Here is a 15,045-nt window from a genome sequence, read left to right on the forward strand (position 1 = left end):
CCCGCAGTCTGCCAGCGTGGGAGCGGCCCAATTCACCACGCGGCTGGGTTCGCGGGCGACCGGTCGCCGGGGAGGGGGGAGGCGGTGTGCCGGCCCAGCTTGGTGGCCAGGTAGCGCCCGTTGACGTCGGACCGGTGCAGCCCGGTCGGCACCCGCTCGGCCACCTCGATGCCGAGCCGCTCCAGCTGGGCGACCTTGTCGGTGTTGTTGGTCAGCAGCGCCACCCGGTCCACGCCCAGCGCCGAGAGCATCTGGGCCGCGACGGTGTAGTCGCGGGCGTCCTCCTCGAACCCGAGGGCGACGTTCGCCTCGTAGGTGTCGAGACCCTCGTCCTGCAGCACGTAGGCGTCGAGCTTGGCGTAGAGGCCGATGTCGCGTCCCTCCTGTCGCAGGTAGAGCAGCAGCCCGCCCTCCTCGGCGAGGCGATGGAGCGCCTCGTCGAGCTGCGGGCCGCAGTCGCAGCGGCGACTGCCCAGGACGTCGCCGGTCAGGCACTCGCTGTGCACCCGGGTCAGCGGCGGTCGCCCGAGTGCGGACGGCGCCACCGGACGGTCTGCCCAGCCACCCAGTCCGAGCGCGAGGTGCTCGCGCCCGTCGCGCAGGCCGGTGAAGGTGAACACCCGAGCGGTCGTGCGGGAGCCGTCGGCAAGGGTGAGCGGAAGGCTCACCTGGGCCCGGACCGTGACGTCGCGCAGGGTCATGACGTGCCTCCCGACTGGGTCCCGTGGCCGTGCTGCTCAGGGCCGTGGTTGGGTACCTGCCCACCGTCGGCCTCGTGGAAACGGGGTGAGAGCGCATAACGCAGCAAGGCGACGTCGCCGATGTGACGCACCTCGACGAGGTCGGCGCGTCGGCCGGGCGACCAGGGGAACGCCGCGTCGTCGACGAACCGGCGGGCCCGCGAGTCCCCCACGAAGAGGGGCGCGACGACGAGCTGCAGCTCGTCGGCGAGGTCATTGCTGAGCAGCTGGGTGAGCACCGACCCACCACCCTCGACCATGAGGCGTCGCACGCCTCGTCGGGCCAGGTCCACGCCGACCGCCCGCAGCGTCACCGGGGCGCCGCCATCGACCACCGTCGCGACACCGCCGAGGCGACCGCGGGCCTGGTCCACGGCCTCGCTGCGGCAGTAGACCAGCTTCTCCGCGTCGCCCATCGCGAAGAACGCGGCACCAGGGTCGAGGTCGGCACCCGAGGTCACCGTGACCTTGGTCGGCGACGGGGGACAGCCCCTGGCGACGCGTTCGGCCCGCCGCTCGGCGGAACGGACGAGCAGTCGGGGGTCGTCGTTGCGGATCGTGGTCGCGCCGACGAGAATCGCGTCGCAGCGCGCCCGCTCCGCGTCGACCCGGTCGAAGTCGGCAGCGTTCGAGAGCTTGAGCCGACCGGACGTGGCGCTGTCGAGGTAGCCGTCCATGGAGATGCTGCAGCTGAGCAGGGTGTAGGGCCGGTCAGCCACGCGCGACCCCCGTCGTCAGGGAGGTGACCGCGGGTGGGGCGACCGTGGTGGTGGCCGGCCGGTCGGCGTGACCCCGGCGCGCCCGCACCTGCGCCACCACGAGCACCGCGGCGCCGGGCAGGCCGGCGACGAGGACCAGCACCCCGTAGACGACGGCCGTGGACAGGCCCGTCCCGGCACCCAGCCCGGCCGCCCCGAACGCCCAGGCCGCGACGCCCTCCCGTGGTCCCCAGCCGGCCAGGTTGGCGGGGACACCCATCGCGAGGAGGACGACGAAGGCGAGCGGCACGAGCTGGCTCACCGAGGCGGTCACCCCGGCGGTGCGGGCGGCCACGAGGAAGGTGAGGACGTGACCGGCGATGGCGAGCGCCGAGGCGAGGGCGACGAGCGGCCAGGTGCGAGCGGCCAGGACCCCTCGACGGACCTCGACCAGCCAGGCTGACCTAAGGCCCACCTGGCGCCGACCGCCCGGCCGGTGCCGGCGTCGCGCGAGCCCGAGGCCGGCGAGCACGACGAGGGCGGCGGCCCACACCCACGGCAGGTCGGAGCGCACCGGTGAGGGCAGTACCGACAGCACCACGACGGCCAGCACGGCCTGCACCACCTGACCGGCGGTGCGCTCCCAGACCACCGAGCGCAGGCCCCGGCCGGCATCGCCCGTGCGTCGACCGTGCTGCACACCGCGGTGCACGTCCCCGAGCACACCACCCGGGGTGGCCGTGTTGAGGAACTGCGAGCGGTAGCAGGCGGCCACCGCAGCGCCCAGCCGGACCTCCGCGCCGATCGCGGTGGCCACGAGGCGCCACCGCCACGCGCAGCAGACGGTGGTCAGGGCGGTCAGGACGAGGGCGGCGACCAGCGCGCGGGCGTCGATGGCGCCGACTGCGCGCAGCGACTGGTGCACGCCCAGCCGCCAGACCACGACGCCGAGGACGGTCGCGCCGCCGACCCTGCGGAGGGACGAGGAGTGGACCAGGCGGCGCCCGGCCGTGACCAGCATGTCCGCGGCTCGCGGCCGACCGGCCGGTCGTTCGGTCACCGTCATGGTGCGGGCCTCTCGGGTGGGGTGGCGTCGTGGGCTGGGGTGCGGTCCTCCACCCAGACCTACGTATGCCGTGCGCATGCGGTTCACCAGCGTGCTCCGGCGGAGCCGTCGGAGCCTGCGGGTCGCCCGGTGCTGGCCGACCCCGAGGACCGGGCGGCCACCCCGCGGAGCACGTCGGCGACCTGCCGTGCCGTGGCCGACCAGGGTTCCAGGGTGGTCCTGCGCTCCCGGGCCACCGACCGCCAGCGCTCGCGCAGACCCGGGTCCTCGAGCCACGAGCGCAGGGCGAGCGCCAGCTCGGCGCCCCCGAGGTGCACCAGCCGGCCCGGTCGGCCGCCGTCCGGGACCGATCCCATGGCTTCCTCGACCCCGCCGACGGCTGCGGCCACCACCGGCAGCGCCCGGGCCAGCGCCTCGGTGACCACGAGGCCATAGGTCTCGATCCGGGACGGGACGACGAGGAGGTCGGCCGCGGCATACTCCCGGTCGAGCGCCGCCCCGCCCAGGGGGCCGGCGAAGCGGACCCGGTCGGTGATCCCCGCCCTCGCGCACGTCGCGCGGAGCCGGGTGACGTGGTCGGGGGCGAGGTCGAGCGCGCCGGCGATGACGAGCCGCCACGGCCGGTCGGTCAGGGTGGCGAGGGCGTCCAGCAGCTCGGCGTGACCCTTGGCGGGCACCACGGCCGCGACGCTGAGCAGCGCGGTGCCCTCGACCGTGCCGGTCGCCGGCTGGGCGTGGTCCGCCCCCGGTCGGGCCACCTGCAGCCGGTGCGCAGCCAGGTCGTAGGAGGCCCGAAGCCAGTCCGCCGTCCAGCGGCTGGTGGTCAGGACCGCCGCGGCTGCCTCGAGCACCGAGCCCTCCTGCGCTCGCACGGCGGAACGGGCTGCGGGCGCGGCCTGCCCCGTCGCGTCGAGGGCGACCGGGTGCCCGAGCGGCAGGTGCACGAGCACGACGACGCGCAACCGCTCGGAGGCCGGCCGGAGGACCTCCGGGTGGCCCGAGGCGAGGAGCCCGTCCACGAGGACCACGGCGTCGCGCGGCAGCGACTCCAGCACGCTGGCCAGAGCCGTGACGCTGGCCGGGTCCGGGTGCGGCCAGCGTCCGGGCTGGCGGTGCACCCGGACGTCCCACCCGAGGTCCTGCAGACCGGCGCAGACGCGACGGTCGTAGGTGTTGCCGCCGCTCGGCCGGGCCGGGTCGTCGACCGAGTCGGGGACGACGACGTGGACGGTCCGCACCGGTCGTCCTACAGCTCGCGCTCGTAGCTGGCCGAGGCCACCGGCGACTCGGCCAGCGTCACCGTGACCGCCGTGATGCCGGCGGCCGTGGCGCCGAGCTCCCCGGCGTGGATGCGGTCGACCAGGCGGTCCGCCACGAGCTTGGCCAGGGCCTCCGTCGTGGTGTTGCCGCCGGTCAGCGTCGGGTCGTCGTCGAGGTTGCGGTAGTTGAGGTCGGCGAGCACCACGCGCAGCTGCTCCCCGGCCCGCCCGATGTCGACGACGATGCCGTCGTCGTCCAGGTCGGGGCGGTGGAAGGTCGCGTCGACCACGTAGGTGGCGCCGTGCAGCGACTGGGCGGGACCGAAGACCTCGCCCCGGAAGCTGTGGGCGATCATGATGTGGTCCCGCACGGTCACTCTGAACACGGCTACCCCTGCTCGTCGTTGCTGCTCGTGGTGGTGTCTGTGGTGCTGCCTGTGGTGGTGTCTGTGGTGGTGCCGGCGTCGTAGGTGATCAGGTGGCAGATCGCCGGCAGGCTCCCGTCCGAGAGACGGGCCATGACGGTCGGGAGCTCGTCGAACGCCGAGCGTCCGGTGACGATGGCGTCGAAGGCGGGGTCCGTCAGCAGGTCGAGCGCGAGGGCCAGCCGGTCCGCCGGGGTGCGGCGTGACCGGCGGGCGGGGGAGACCACTCCGACCTGGCTCGCGCGGATCGCGAGCCGGCCCGAGTGGAACGACCCGCCGAGCCCGATGCTGACCTCCCGGTCGCCGTACCAGCTGAGCTCGACCACCTCGCCCTCGGCGCCGAGGAGTGCCATGGCGAGCTGGAGGCCCGCGGCGGTGGCGCTGGTGTGCACGACGAGGTCGTGGGTGCCCTCGCCGGCGCCGACCTGGTCCGGCCGGGCGAAGTCCACACCGAGGGCTGCGGCCACCGCGGCCCTCGAGGGGTCGACGTCGACCAGGGTGGTGCGGACACCGGGCATGCCGGCGAGCAGGCGAGCGACGCAGCAGCCCACCATGCCCGCGCCCACCACGGCCACCCGGTCGCCCACCAACGGTGCCGCGTCCCACAGGGCGTTGACCGCGGTCTCGACGGTGCCGGCGAGGACCGCCCGCTCGGCAGGCACGCCGTCGGGTACCACCACCACGGCGTCGGCCGGCACGACGTACCTCGTCTGGTGGGGGTGGAGACAGAAGACCAGCCGACCACTCAGGTGGGCCGGCCCCTGCTCCACGATCCCGACGTTGAGGTAGCCGTACTTCACCGGGGCCGGGAACTCGCCCTCCTGGAAGGGCGCTCGCATCGTGGCGTGCTGGCTCTGCGGCACCCTGCCCTCGAAGACCAGCACCTCGGTGCCCCGGCTGACGGCGGAGCAGACGGTGCGCACGAGGACCTCGTCCGGCCCGGGGAGGGGCACCAGGACCGGCCGGAGCTCGCCCACCCCGGGTGCGGTCAACCAGTATGCGCGTGCAGCCCCGGACACGGCCCCACCCTAGCGACCGCCCGGTGTCCTGCCCGCTGGGCGGCGCGGTGGCGACCCGGTGAACTCAGCGGCGTGCTGGGCCGTCCTAGGGTGAGGCCCGAGACAGTGGAGGTGTGGTGCGCAGGAATGCAGTCCCGGTGGCGCCGATGGTCGTGCAGTGGGCCGTGCTCGGCGCCCTCCTCGGGGCCCTGGCGCCCGGGCTGGGCGAGCTCGGTGGGGTCGCACGTCTCGCAGGCTTCCTGGTGGCTGTCGCGTGTGCCGGGGGTGGCTGGGTCCTCCTGGCCCAGGCGCTGGCCCGCCGCGGACGACGAGGGCTGGGGCCGGCCGACCTGGTCACCGTCACCCGCGGGACGCTCGCCTGCGTCGTGGCCGCGCTGACCACGAGCTCGCTCCTCGGTCCGACCGTGGCCGGCACCTCGGTCGGTGCCGCCACGGTCGGCGGCGCCACGGAGGCGGGGCTGGCGGGCTCCGTCCTCCGGTCGCCCCTCGTGGCCCTCGCGAGCGTGGCGCTCGCCCTGGACGCGGTCGACGGCTGGGTCGCCCGGCGCACCGGCACGGCGACCTCCCTCGGTGCCCGGCTCGACATGGAGGTCGACGCCTTCCTGATCCTCGTCCTCAGCATCGCGGCCGCGCAGCTGCTCGGCTGGTGGGTGCTGGCCATCGGCCTCTTCCGCTACGCGCTCGTCGCTGCCACCTGGGTCGCTCCGTGGCTCGGCGGCTCGGTCCCGCCGAGCTACTGGCGCAAGGCGATTGCGGCCCTGCAGGGCATCGTGCTCACCCTCGCGACCGCAGACGTCCTGCCGCGGCCCGTGCTCACCGGAGCCGTCGCCGCGGCGCTCGTCCTGCTTGCCTGGTCGTTCGGCACCCAGGGTGCCGAGCTGTGGCAGGCACAGGCCCGCCGACCGGCCTGGCCGACCGCACGCCGAACGGTCGCGCGCAGACCTGCTCCCGGCGTCGACGAAGGGCACGGGCAGCGGGTCGGGGTGAGCCCGTGAGCCGGCCCGACCCCGCCGACCGACACCGGGGGAGTCGGATCCGGCCTGTTGTGGCGGCGGTCGTCGGGCTGGTGCCGCTGATGGTGGTGTGGGTGGTGCTCGTGGCGCCGGACGACCCGGGCCACGAGCCGCTGACGTGGCTGCTCAGGCTGCCGCTCGAACCGGTCCTGCTGGCGGTGCTGCTCCTGGCCTTCCGGGACCGCTCGCGTCGCCGAGCCGGCCTGGTGCTCGGCGCGGTGCTCGGGGCCGCGACCCTGGTCAAGCTGCTCGACATCGGCTTCACCTCGGCGCTGCGCCGGCCCTTCGACCTCCTGGCCGACTGGACCTACCTGAGGTCGGCGCGCGACCTGCTCGCAGACTCGGTCGGGACGTCGTGGGCCACTGCGGCCGTGGTCGGTGCAGCCGTCGTCGCCGTGGCGCTCCTCGTGGTCGTGCCGTGGTCGCTGCACGGACTCGTCCGCCGGCTCGCTCCGCACGTGGACCGGCACCGGCTCGGCTGGACCCGCGCCGCGGTCGTCCTGGGCACCGCCTGGCTGGTGGCCGCGGCGACCCCGCTGCAGGTCGCGCCCGGGCTGGCGCTGGCGTCCACCTCCTCGGTCGGGCTCGTCGGTGACCACGTGGCCCTGACGCGCGCGGGGCTGCACGACCGGGCCGCCTTCGCCAGGGCCGTCGCGACCGATCCCTTCGCAGCGGCCCCCGCGGCGGACCTGCTGACCGGTCTGCGCGGCAAGGACGTCCTGGTGGTCTTCGTCGAGAGTTATGGCGAGGTCGCCGTCACGGGCACGCCCGCGCCGGCAGGGGTCGCCCCCACCCTCGACCGGGCGACGGACCAGCTGGAGACGGCCGGCTACTCGATCCGGAGCGCGTGGCTGGACTCGCCCACCTTCGGGGGCACGAGCTGGCTGGCCCACTCCACCCTGCAGTCGGGGGTGTGGGTCGACAGCCAGCGACGCTACGACCAGCTCGTGACGACTGACCGGCTCACCCTCAGCGGAGCCTTCGGCAAGGCCGGCTGGCGCACCGTCGTGGACGTCCCGTCGAACCGTCAGGACTGGCCCGAGGCGACCTCGTTCTACCACTACGACCAGGTCTACGACGCCCGCAACGTCGGGTACGCCGGGCCGCGGTTCGGCTACGCCACCATCCCCGACCAGTACACCCTCGAGGCGTTCAGGGACCGCGAGCTGACCCCTCGTCCCCGCGCGCCGGTGATGGCCGAGATCGACCTCGTGACGAGCCACGTCCCGTGGGCGCCGCTGCCCCGGCTGGTCGACTGGGACTCCCTCGGCGACGGGTCGGTCTACCGGCCGATCCGCGACCGGGCCGCCACCAGGGCGGAGGTCTGGCGCGACCCGGCGTCGGTGCGGGCGGCCTACGCCCAGTCGATCTCCTACTCGATCGACAGCCTCGTCGGGTTCGTGCAACGGGCCCACGACGACGACCTCGTGCTCGTGCTGCTCGGCGACCACCAGCCGTCGACGGTCGTGTCAGGGGTCGGGGCCAGCCACCGGGTGCCGGTCACCCTCGTCGCCCACGACCCTGCTGTGACTAAGCGGATCGCGGGCTGGGGCTGGGACGAAGGCATGCGGCCCACCTCGGCAGCACCGGTCTGGCGCATGGACGCGTTCCGCGATCGGGTGCTGACGGCCTTCGGCCCGCTCCCGGGCACCGGTGCCGCAGTCGCCCGGTGACCGAGGCAGCCGGTGACGGAGCCGGCCGGGTGAACTCCCGACGGGGGCTGCACCGTCGTCATGGGTAGGTGGCCGGGTCTGGCCCGGTCGCAGGGCACCCTGGCAAAGGAGATCACCATGAAGTGGCGTGCACTGGGAGCGGTCGCGCTGGTCGTGTCGGCCGCGGTCCACCTCAGGCTCTGGTTCGGCGGCGTACGCGACCAGTCCGTCGGTCCCGCCTTCCTCGTCAACGTCGTGGCCGGCGTCGTGATCGCGGTCCTGCTGCTCACGTGGCAGCACTGGGTGCCGGCCTTCCTGACCCTCGGCTTCGGCCTCTCGACGCTGGGCGCGTTCGTCATCTCGACGACCGTCGGCCTGATGGGCGTGCACAGCCACTGGGAGGGGTTCGCGGTGTTCGCGGCCGCCATCTCCGAGGTGGTCTGCATCGCCGTGGGCGCAGCCTTGCTCCTCGCGGCGCGGTCGGCCAGGGCACACCGCACCGCAGTGCGGAGCCGGGCAGCCTGACCGGGGCACGGGCCCCCGCGGCTCAGGCCTGCGGGGCCTTCTGCGCCTCGATGTCGGCGCGCACGGCGTCCATGTCGAGGGCCTGCACCTTGGTGATGACGTCCTCGAGCATCGGGGCGGGGAGGGCCCCGGCCTGGGCGAAGACGAGGATGCCGTCGCGGAAGCCCATCAGCATCGGGATCGAGGTGATGTTGGCGGCGGCGGCGAGGGCCTGCTCGGCCTCGGTGTCGACCTTGCCGAAGACGACGTCGGCGTGCTGCTCCGAGGCGCTCTCGAAGACCGGTCCGAACCGCTTGCACGGCCCACACCACTCGGCCCAGAAGTCCACGAAGACGGTGCCGCCCTCGAGGATCGTCTTCTCGAAGTTCTCCGCCGTCAGCGTCGTGCTAGCCATCTCTACGTCCACTCCCATCGGACCGCGACGGTCGCGGTCACCGAGTTCTCGCCCAGCTCGACGGACAGGTCGGCTGCCTTGCCGGCCGCCATCATGGCGAACCGGGGCTGGGTCCCACCACGCTCAACGTCGGACAACCGCGCAACCTTCCCGAGCGTGCGACCGGCCAGCGCGGCATACTGCTGCGCCTTGCCCAGCGCGTCGGCGAACGCGGCCTCGCGCGCCTGCGTGAGCAGGGGGGCGGAGTCGGCCAGCTCGAGGCCGATGTGGTCGATGGTCAGGGCGTTGCCGGCGGCGCCGGAGAAGGCCTCGACGAGGCTCCCCACGAGGGCCGGGTCGCGGACCGTCACCGACAGGCTCTGGTATGCCGTGTAGCCCACGACCGTGACCCCCTCGCGGTCGTGGCGGGGATGGACCCCGGTGCCCGTGGTGCGCAGGTCGGCGTCCGCGACGCCGTGGTCGCGCGCTGCCTGGGCGAGGGCCTGCGCGCGGCTGCCCGCGTCGGCGAGGGCCGAGGAGACGTCGTCGGCCTCGCACTGCACCCCGGCCCGCACCCGGACGACGTCGGGGGCGGCCGAGGCGGTCCCTGAACCGGTGACCTCGACGTGGGCAACGTCGCCACCGGACCCGCTGTGTCCTGTCATGGGACCAGCCTAGGCTGGCGCAGATGAGCACCGAAGAGACCAGCACCCGGGCCGCGACCACCGAGCGGGTCACCGCCGAGCCGGTCACCGCCGACGGCACGAGCACCGACGAGATCCGCCGCTACTGGGACGACTTCGCGGCCGAGTACGACAGCTACCCCGACCACGGCCTGCTCGACTCCGACATCCGGTCGGCGTGGAAGGACCTGCTGCGCACCTGGCTGCCCACGACGCCGTCGTCGGTGGCCGACCTCGCCTGCGGCACGGGCACGATGAGCGTGCTGATGGCCGAGCTCGGCCACCAGGTCCGCGGTGTGGACCTGTCGGCGGAGATGGTGCGCCTGGCCCGGGCCAAGTCCGCGCCGTTCGGAGCCGCGATCGAGGTCGAGCAGGGCGATGCGGGTGACCCGCCGTTCGAGCCCGGCTCCGTGGACGTGGTCTTCGCCCGGCACATCCTGTGGACCCTGCCCGACCCGACCGAGGCACTGCGTCGGTGGGCCGCCCTCCTGCGCCCGGGTGGCCGGATGGTGCTGGTCGAGGGGCGTTGGGGCCTGGAGGCCGCCGCCGACAAGCCGGCCCTGCCGTGGAGCTCGGGCGTGCCCTCGGAGGAGCTCGCGGCGGTCGTGGGCGAGCTGGTGGGGGAGTGCACCGTCGTGCAGCTGACCGACTCGGTGTTCTGGGGCAAGGACCTCGAGCACGAGCGCTACCTCCTGCGCGCCGTGGCACGGGCGGCGACGCCCTGATGCGGGCGCGGGCGCGACGCGTGACGGTGGCGGGCTGGATGCTGGCCGCGCTGGCCGCGCTGATGGTGCCGTGGACGGCATACCTGTTCGTGGTGCTGCCACGCACCGCACCTGCCGCGCACTTCGACCTGGCGTGGGGCGGCTTCGACCTCGCCCTCCTGGTGCTGCTCGCCCTGACCGGCTGGGCCGCGGTGCGGCGCCGACGGTGGCTCGCGGCGGCGGCGGGGGCCAGTGCCGCCCTGCTCGCCGCCGACGCGTGGTTCGACGTGGTGACCGCACCCACCCACGGTGAGCGGTGGGTCGCGCTCGCGATGGCCGTGCTGGTCGAGCTCCCGCTGGCGGTGGTGTGCGGCTGGCTGGCCGTGAGCGGGCAGGACCTCGTCGACCGGCGGCTGGCGATGGCTCGGCCCGGGCGTCAGGTCGTGGACCCGGTTCGGCATACCCCGCGGTAATCGGGAGAATGCCCGACATGACCGCAGCCCCGTCCGTGTCCAACTCCATCACCGTCCGGCTGACGCTCCCGGCCCGCGCCACCGCGGTCTCCGAGCTCACCGGGGTCATCGAGAAGGGTGGCGGCCTGGTCACCGGGCTGGACGTCACGGCGTCCGGCGCCGACCGGCTGCGCGTCGACGTGACCGCAGCGGCTCGCGACACCGACCACGCCGACGAGCTCGTCGCGGCGATGCGCGGGGTGCACGGCGTCGAGATCGGCAAGGTCTCCGACCGCACCTTCCTCGCCCACCTGGGCGGCAAGCTCAAGATCGAGTCCAAGGTCCCGATCCGCAACCGCGACGACCTCTCGCTGATCTACACCCCGGGGGTCGCGCGGGTCTGCATGGCCATCGCGGAGAACCCCGAGGACGCCCGCCGCCTCACCATCAAGCGCAACACGGTGGCCGTGGTGACCGACGGCTCTGCGGTCCTCGGGCTGGGCAACATCGGGCCCCTCGCTGCGCTGCCGGTGATGGAGGGCAAGGCCGCGCTGTTCAAGCGGTTCGCCGACATCGACGCCTTCCCGATCTGCCTCGACACCCAGGACACCGAGGAGATCATCCGCACCGTCAAGGCGCTCAGCCCGGTCTTCGCCGGCATCAACCTCGAGGACATATCGGCGCCGCGGTGCTTCGAGATCGAGGCCCGGCTGCGCGACGAGCTCGACATCCCGGTCTTCCACGACGACCAGCACGGCACCGCCATCGTCACCCTCGCCGCCCTGCGCAACGCGCTGCGCGTGGTCGGCAAGGAGCTGAGCGAGTGCCGCGTCGTCATGTCCGGGGCGGGTGCGGCGGGCACGGCGATCCTCAAGCTGCTGCTCAAGGCCGGCGCCACCGACGTGGTCGTGGCCGACCAGTTCGGCGTGCTGCACCGTGACCGCGACGACATCGCGTCCGGCGAGCACCCGGCCCTCGCGTGGTCGGCCGAGCACACCAACCACCGGGGCGTGACCGGCACCCTCAAGGAGGCGATCGCGGGCGCCGACGTGTTCGTCGGGGTCTCCGCCCCGGGCATCCTCACCGGTGACGACATCGCGACCATGAACGACGGCGCGATCGTCTTCGCGATGGCCAACCCCGAGCCCGAGGTCGACCCGATCGCCGCCGCCCAGCACGCGGCCGTCGTGGCCACCGGCCGCTCCGACTTCGCCAACCAGATCAACAACGTGCTGGTCTTCCCGGGCGTCTTCCGCGGCCTGCTCGACGCCGCCTCGACCTCGATCGACGAGGACGTCATGCTCGCCGCCGCGAAGGCACTCTCGGAGGTGGTCCACCCCGAGGAGCTGAACGCCGCCTACATCATCCCCAGCGTGTTCCACCCCGACGTGTCGAAGGTGGTCGCGGCTGCGGTCAAGGCGGCCGTGCTCGGCACGACACCGGAGCAGGTCCCCACCCGGCGGATGGCCGAAGAGCCCGAGTTCATTGGCTAGCCGACGGCCCAGGTCCGTCGTAGTGGTCTTCGCCGTCATCCTCGTCGCGCACCTGGCCGCGCTCTACTGGCCGCGGGTCGACATCGTGGGCCCGGTCACGTGGAGCGACAAGGTCGGGCACGTGCTCCTGTTCCTCGCGCCCACGGTCGCGGGCCTGCTCGCCGGCGTGCGCCCGGCCTACCTCGTCGCGCTGCTGGCCCTGCACGCCCCGGTGAGCGAGCTGCTCCAGCACTACCTGCTCCCGCACCGGTCGGGCGACGCCTGGGACGCCGTGGCGGACCTCGGCGGCGTGGTGCTGGGGGTCACGTCGGTCGTGGTCGGGAGGGCGCTGCGGCGCTGATAGACTGGTCGGGCTCAGTTCGGCGGCGCTCGGCAGCGCCATCAGGTGGCACAGGCGCCACAGACGCATTCCCTACTCCGACTGCAGACCACCGGATGACAACTGTTGATCCGGTCCAACGGGCCCATCGGGCCTGAGGCTCGTCTTCTTCGTTGCCCTCGCCAGGTGGCTCGAGACGTGTCTACCTCGAGTACCTGAAGTGAGTTGAACATCTGTGCCCAAGAACCTGCGATCCGGCGCGCCCAAAAAGGCCCGTTGGACCACGGACCAGAAGGCTGCCCGGACGAAGAGCCCCAAGAAGGCCCACCGCGGCCAGTCCTCCGCACCCACCGGTGGCAGCTCGTATGCCGCGCGGCCGGCTCGCGACGGTGACCGTCGCCCCGAACGCTCCGAGCGTGCGGACCGTCCCGCCCGCAGCCACGACCGCAGCGACCGTCCGGCCCGCAGCTACGACCGCAGCGACCGTCCGGCCCGTTCGTTCAACCGGGACGACCGCGCGCCGCGCAGCTACGACCGCAGCGACCGCAGCGACCGTCCGGCCCCCTCGTTCGCCCGGGACGACCGCGCGCCGCGCAGCTACGACCGCAGCGACCGTCCGACCCGCTCGTTCACCCGTGACGACCGCGCGCCGCGCAGCTACGACCGCAGCGACCGCCCGGCCCGCTCGTTCACCCGTGACGACCGCGCGCCGCGCAGCTACGACCGCAGCGACCGCACCGACCGTCCGACCCGCAGCTTCGACCGTGACGACCGTCCGGCTCGCACCTTCAACCGTGACGACCGGCCCCAGCGCCGCGAGTCCACCCGTGACGACCGCCCGGCTCGTCGCAATGACCGTGATGCCAGAGACCGTAGTGAGAGCCGTGGTCCCCGTCAGTACAACCGTGAGGACCGCCCTGTGACCAGCTCCACCCGTGACGACCGTCCGGCCCGCTCCACCGACCGCCCCGCGCGCAGCTTCGACCGCAGCGAGCGCCCCGCCCGCAGCACCGACCGCACGGACCGTCCGGCCCGCAGCTACGACCGCAGCGACCGCCCCGCGCGCAGCTTCGACCGGACCGACCGTCCGGCCCGCAGCTTCGACCGCAACGACCGTCCGGCCCGGGGCTTCGACAGCCAGGTCGACCCCGAGTCCGAGCGCATGGAGGCCGACACCTGGGTGAAGGCCACCCGCAAGAGCGTCGACGGCCCCGTGACCGTGGACGCCGACAACGGCTTCGCCGGCCTGGGCCTGACCGAGCGCCTCGTCGAGCGGCTCGCCCGTGACGGCATCACCACGCCGTTCCCGATCCAGTCCGCGACCATCCCGGACGCGCTGGCCGGCAAGGACATCCTCGGCCGTGGCCAGACCGGCTCCGGCAAGACGCTGGCCTTCGGCCTGCCGATGCTGTCCCGGCTGGCCGATGGCGAGCGGGCCCGTCCCCGTCGCCCGCGTGCCCTCGTGCTGGTCCCGACCCGCGAGCTGGCCATGCAGGTGTCCGACGCGCTCGAGCCGCTGGTGCACGTCCTGGGCCTGAAGCACAAGCTCGTTGCCGGTGGCCTCTCGTACACGACGCAGATCAGTGCGCTGAACCGCGGCGTCGACCTGCTCATCGCCACCCCCGGTCGCCTCAAGGACCTCATCGAGCGGGAGGCCGTGCAGCTGCGCGACATCCAGATCGCCGTCCTCGACGAGGCCGACCACATGGCTGACATGGGCTTCATGCCCGAGGTCACCGCGATCCTCGACCAGATGCCGGCCGGGGGCCAGCGGATGCTGTTCTCGGCCACCCTGGACAAGGGCGTCGACAAGCTCGTCGAGGGCTACCTCACCGACCCCAAGACGCACTCGACCGACGACGCCAAGGCCTCGGTCACCACGATGGAGCACCACGTGCTGCTCATCGACCCGATGCACAAGAAGACGATCACCGCCGAGGTCGCCAACCGTGCGGGCCGCACCGTGGTCTTCGTGCGGACCAAGCTCGGCGCCGACCGCGTGGCCCTCCAGCTGCGCGAGCAGGGCGTCTTCGCGGCCGCGCTGCACGGCGGCCTGAACCAGGGCGCGCGCAACCGCGTCCTCGGTGCCTTCCGCGACGGCAGCCTGCCGGTCCTGGTGGCCACCGACGTCGCCGCCCGCGGCATCCACGTCGACGACGTCTCGGTCGTCCTCCAGGTCGACCCGCCGGCCGACCACAAGGACTACCTGCACCGCTCGGGCCGCACGGCCCGCGCCGGTGACAAGGGCACCGTCGTGACCCTGGCGCTCCCGCACCAGCGCCGCACCATGGAGCGGATGGCCCGCGAGGCCGGCATCGACGCGATGCCGACCAAGGCCGTCCCCGGCGACGACCGCCTCGCGGCGACCGGTGCCGTCACCCCCAGCGGCATCCCGGTCCCCGAGGACCAGGTCCGTCGGGTGCTCGAGGGCCCGAAGCGTGGCGGCGGTCGCCCCTCCGGCGGTCCCCGTGGCGGTGGCCCCCGTGGCCCGCGCCAGGGTGGCAACCGCTCCTACCGTGACGACCGCTCCGGCGGCTCGCGCGGCGAGCGCGGCAGCTACTCGCGCGCCGCTCGCGGCTGAGCGGTCACCTGAGCCACAGCCTGAGCCCCCCAGAGGGCGCCCA

At 73.8% G+C, this 15,045-nt stretch carries 16 protein-coding genes; 8 read left to right on the top strand and 8 right to left on the bottom strand.

All coding sequences use genetic code 11. The annotated features are described in order from the left end of the window. Nucleotides 1–32 precede the first annotated feature (32 nt). The 6 genes from ribA to ASG95_RS06835 form a co-directional block, all read right to left on the bottom strand. The gene (ribA, locus tag ASG95_RS06810; protein WP_056923718.1) at nt 33–701 is read right to left on the bottom strand and encodes a GTP cyclohydrolase II; all 669 of its coding nucleotides are present in this window, start codon (nt 699–701) and stop codon (nt 33–35) included. Beyond that, on the bottom strand, nt 698–1,459 hold the full coding sequence (locus tag ASG95_RS06815) for a dihydrofolate reductase family protein (protein ID WP_082592398.1): 762 nt from the start codon (nt 1,457–1,459) through the stop codon (nt 698–700). Before ASG95_RS06815 ends, ribA begins: the two co-directional genes overlap by 4 nt. Continuing rightward, nucleotides 1,452–2,504, bottom strand: coding sequence for a lysylphosphatidylglycerol synthase transmembrane domain-containing protein (locus ASG95_RS06820; RefSeq protein WP_235543525.1), 1,053 nt, complete (start codon nt 2,502–2,504; stop codon nt 1,452–1,454). Before ASG95_RS06820 ends, ASG95_RS06815 begins: the two co-directional genes overlap by 8 nt. A gap of 83 nt (nt 2,505–2,587) precedes the next feature. Further along, the gene (locus ASG95_RS06825; RefSeq protein ID WP_082592399.1) at nt 2,588–3,742 is read right to left on the bottom strand and encodes a glycosyltransferase family 4 protein; all 1,155 of its coding nucleotides are present in this window, start codon (nt 3,740–3,742) and stop codon (nt 2,588–2,590) included. A gap of 8 nt (nt 3,743–3,750) precedes the next feature. After that, nucleotides 3,751–4,149 (bottom strand): 6-carboxytetrahydropterin synthase, encoded by a 399-nt coding sequence (locus ASG95_RS06830; RefSeq protein ID WP_057376978.1) that lies wholly within the window; start codon nt 4,147–4,149, stop codon nt 3,751–3,753. A 2-nt stretch (nt 4,150–4,151) separates the two neighbouring features. After that, the gene (locus ASG95_RS06835) at nt 4,152–5,207 is read right to left on the bottom strand and encodes a zinc-binding alcohol dehydrogenase (RefSeq protein WP_235543527.1); all 1,056 of its coding nucleotides are present in this window, start codon (nt 5,205–5,207) and stop codon (nt 4,152–4,154) included. 116 nt (nt 5,208–5,323) lie between these two features. Between ASG95_RS06835 and ASG95_RS06840 the strand changes: the two genes are divergently transcribed. The 3 genes from ASG95_RS06840 (at nt 5,324) to ASG95_RS06850 (ending at nt 8,397) form a co-directional block, all read left to right on the top strand. Further along, nucleotides 5,324–6,202 (top strand): CDP-alcohol phosphatidyltransferase family protein, encoded by an 879-nt coding sequence (locus ASG95_RS06840; protein ID WP_235543529.1) that lies wholly within the window; start codon nt 5,324–5,326, stop codon nt 6,200–6,202. Beyond that, nucleotides 6,199–7,893 (top strand): CDP-alcohol phosphatidyltransferase, encoded by a 1,695-nt coding sequence (locus ASG95_RS06845; RefSeq protein ID WP_235543530.1) that lies wholly within the window; start codon nt 6,199–6,201, stop codon nt 7,891–7,893. Before ASG95_RS06840 ends, ASG95_RS06845 begins: the two co-directional genes overlap by 4 nt. Before the next feature lie 117 nt (nt 7,894–8,010). After that, nucleotides 8,011–8,397, top strand: coding sequence for a hypothetical protein (locus tag ASG95_RS06850; RefSeq protein ID WP_057376980.1), 387 nt, complete (start codon nt 8,011–8,013; stop codon nt 8,395–8,397). 22 nt (nt 8,398–8,419) lie between these two features. On the opposite strand, the gene ASG95_RS06855 is transcribed toward ASG95_RS06850, so the two are convergent. Together ASG95_RS06855 and ASG95_RS06860 are read right to left on the bottom strand one after the other, a co-directional pair. After that, nucleotides 8,420–8,791, bottom strand: coding sequence for a co-chaperone YbbN (locus tag ASG95_RS06855; RefSeq protein ID WP_056923714.1), 372 nt, complete (start codon nt 8,789–8,791; stop codon nt 8,420–8,422). Nucleotides 8,792–8,793: 2 nt separating this feature from the next. Next, a complete protein-coding gene (locus ASG95_RS06860) occupies nt 8,794–9,435 on the bottom strand; it encodes an SIMPL domain-containing protein (RefSeq protein ID WP_057376981.1) in 642 nt (213 codons plus the stop codon). Nucleotides 9,436–9,458: 23 nt separating this feature from the next. Here ASG95_RS06860 and ASG95_RS06865 point away from each other — a divergent pair, with 23 nt between their 5' ends. The 5 genes from ASG95_RS06865 (at nt 9,459) to ASG95_RS20780 (ending at nt 15,002) form a co-directional block, all read left to right on the top strand. After that, the gene (locus tag ASG95_RS06865) at nt 9,459–10,178 is read left to right on the top strand and encodes a class I SAM-dependent methyltransferase (RefSeq protein WP_082592401.1); all 720 of its coding nucleotides are present in this window, start codon (nt 9,459–9,461) and stop codon (nt 10,176–10,178) included. 20 nt (nt 10,179–10,198) lie between these two features. Beyond that, a complete protein-coding gene (locus tag ASG95_RS06870) occupies nt 10,199–10,630 on the top strand; it encodes a hypothetical protein (protein ID WP_157581777.1) in 432 nt (143 codons plus the stop codon). A gap of 17 nt (nt 10,631–10,647) precedes the next feature. Continuing rightward, the gene (locus tag ASG95_RS06875; RefSeq protein WP_057378780.1) at nt 10,648–12,102 is read left to right on the top strand and encodes an NAD-dependent malic enzyme; all 1,455 of its coding nucleotides are present in this window, start codon (nt 10,648–10,650) and stop codon (nt 12,100–12,102) included. A 22-nt stretch (nt 12,103–12,124) separates the two neighbouring features. Then, nucleotides 12,125–12,442, top strand: a complete 318-nt coding sequence (locus ASG95_RS06880) for a hypothetical protein (RefSeq protein WP_057376983.1) — start codon at nt 12,125–12,127, stop codon at nt 12,440–12,442. A gap of 214 nt (nt 12,443–12,656) precedes the next feature. After that, nucleotides 12,657–15,002: a DEAD/DEAH box helicase gene (locus ASG95_RS20780; protein WP_082592402.1), complete on the top strand. Its 2,346-nt coding sequence runs from the start codon at nt 12,657–12,659 to the stop codon at nt 15,000–15,002. Nucleotides 15,003–15,045: the final 43 nt, after the last annotated feature.

Origin of the sequence: Phycicoccus sp. Soil803, assembly GCF_001429685.1 — a bacterium.
Classification (GTDB): domain Bacteria; phylum Actinomycetota; class Actinomycetes; order Actinomycetales; family Dermatophilaceae; genus Pedococcus.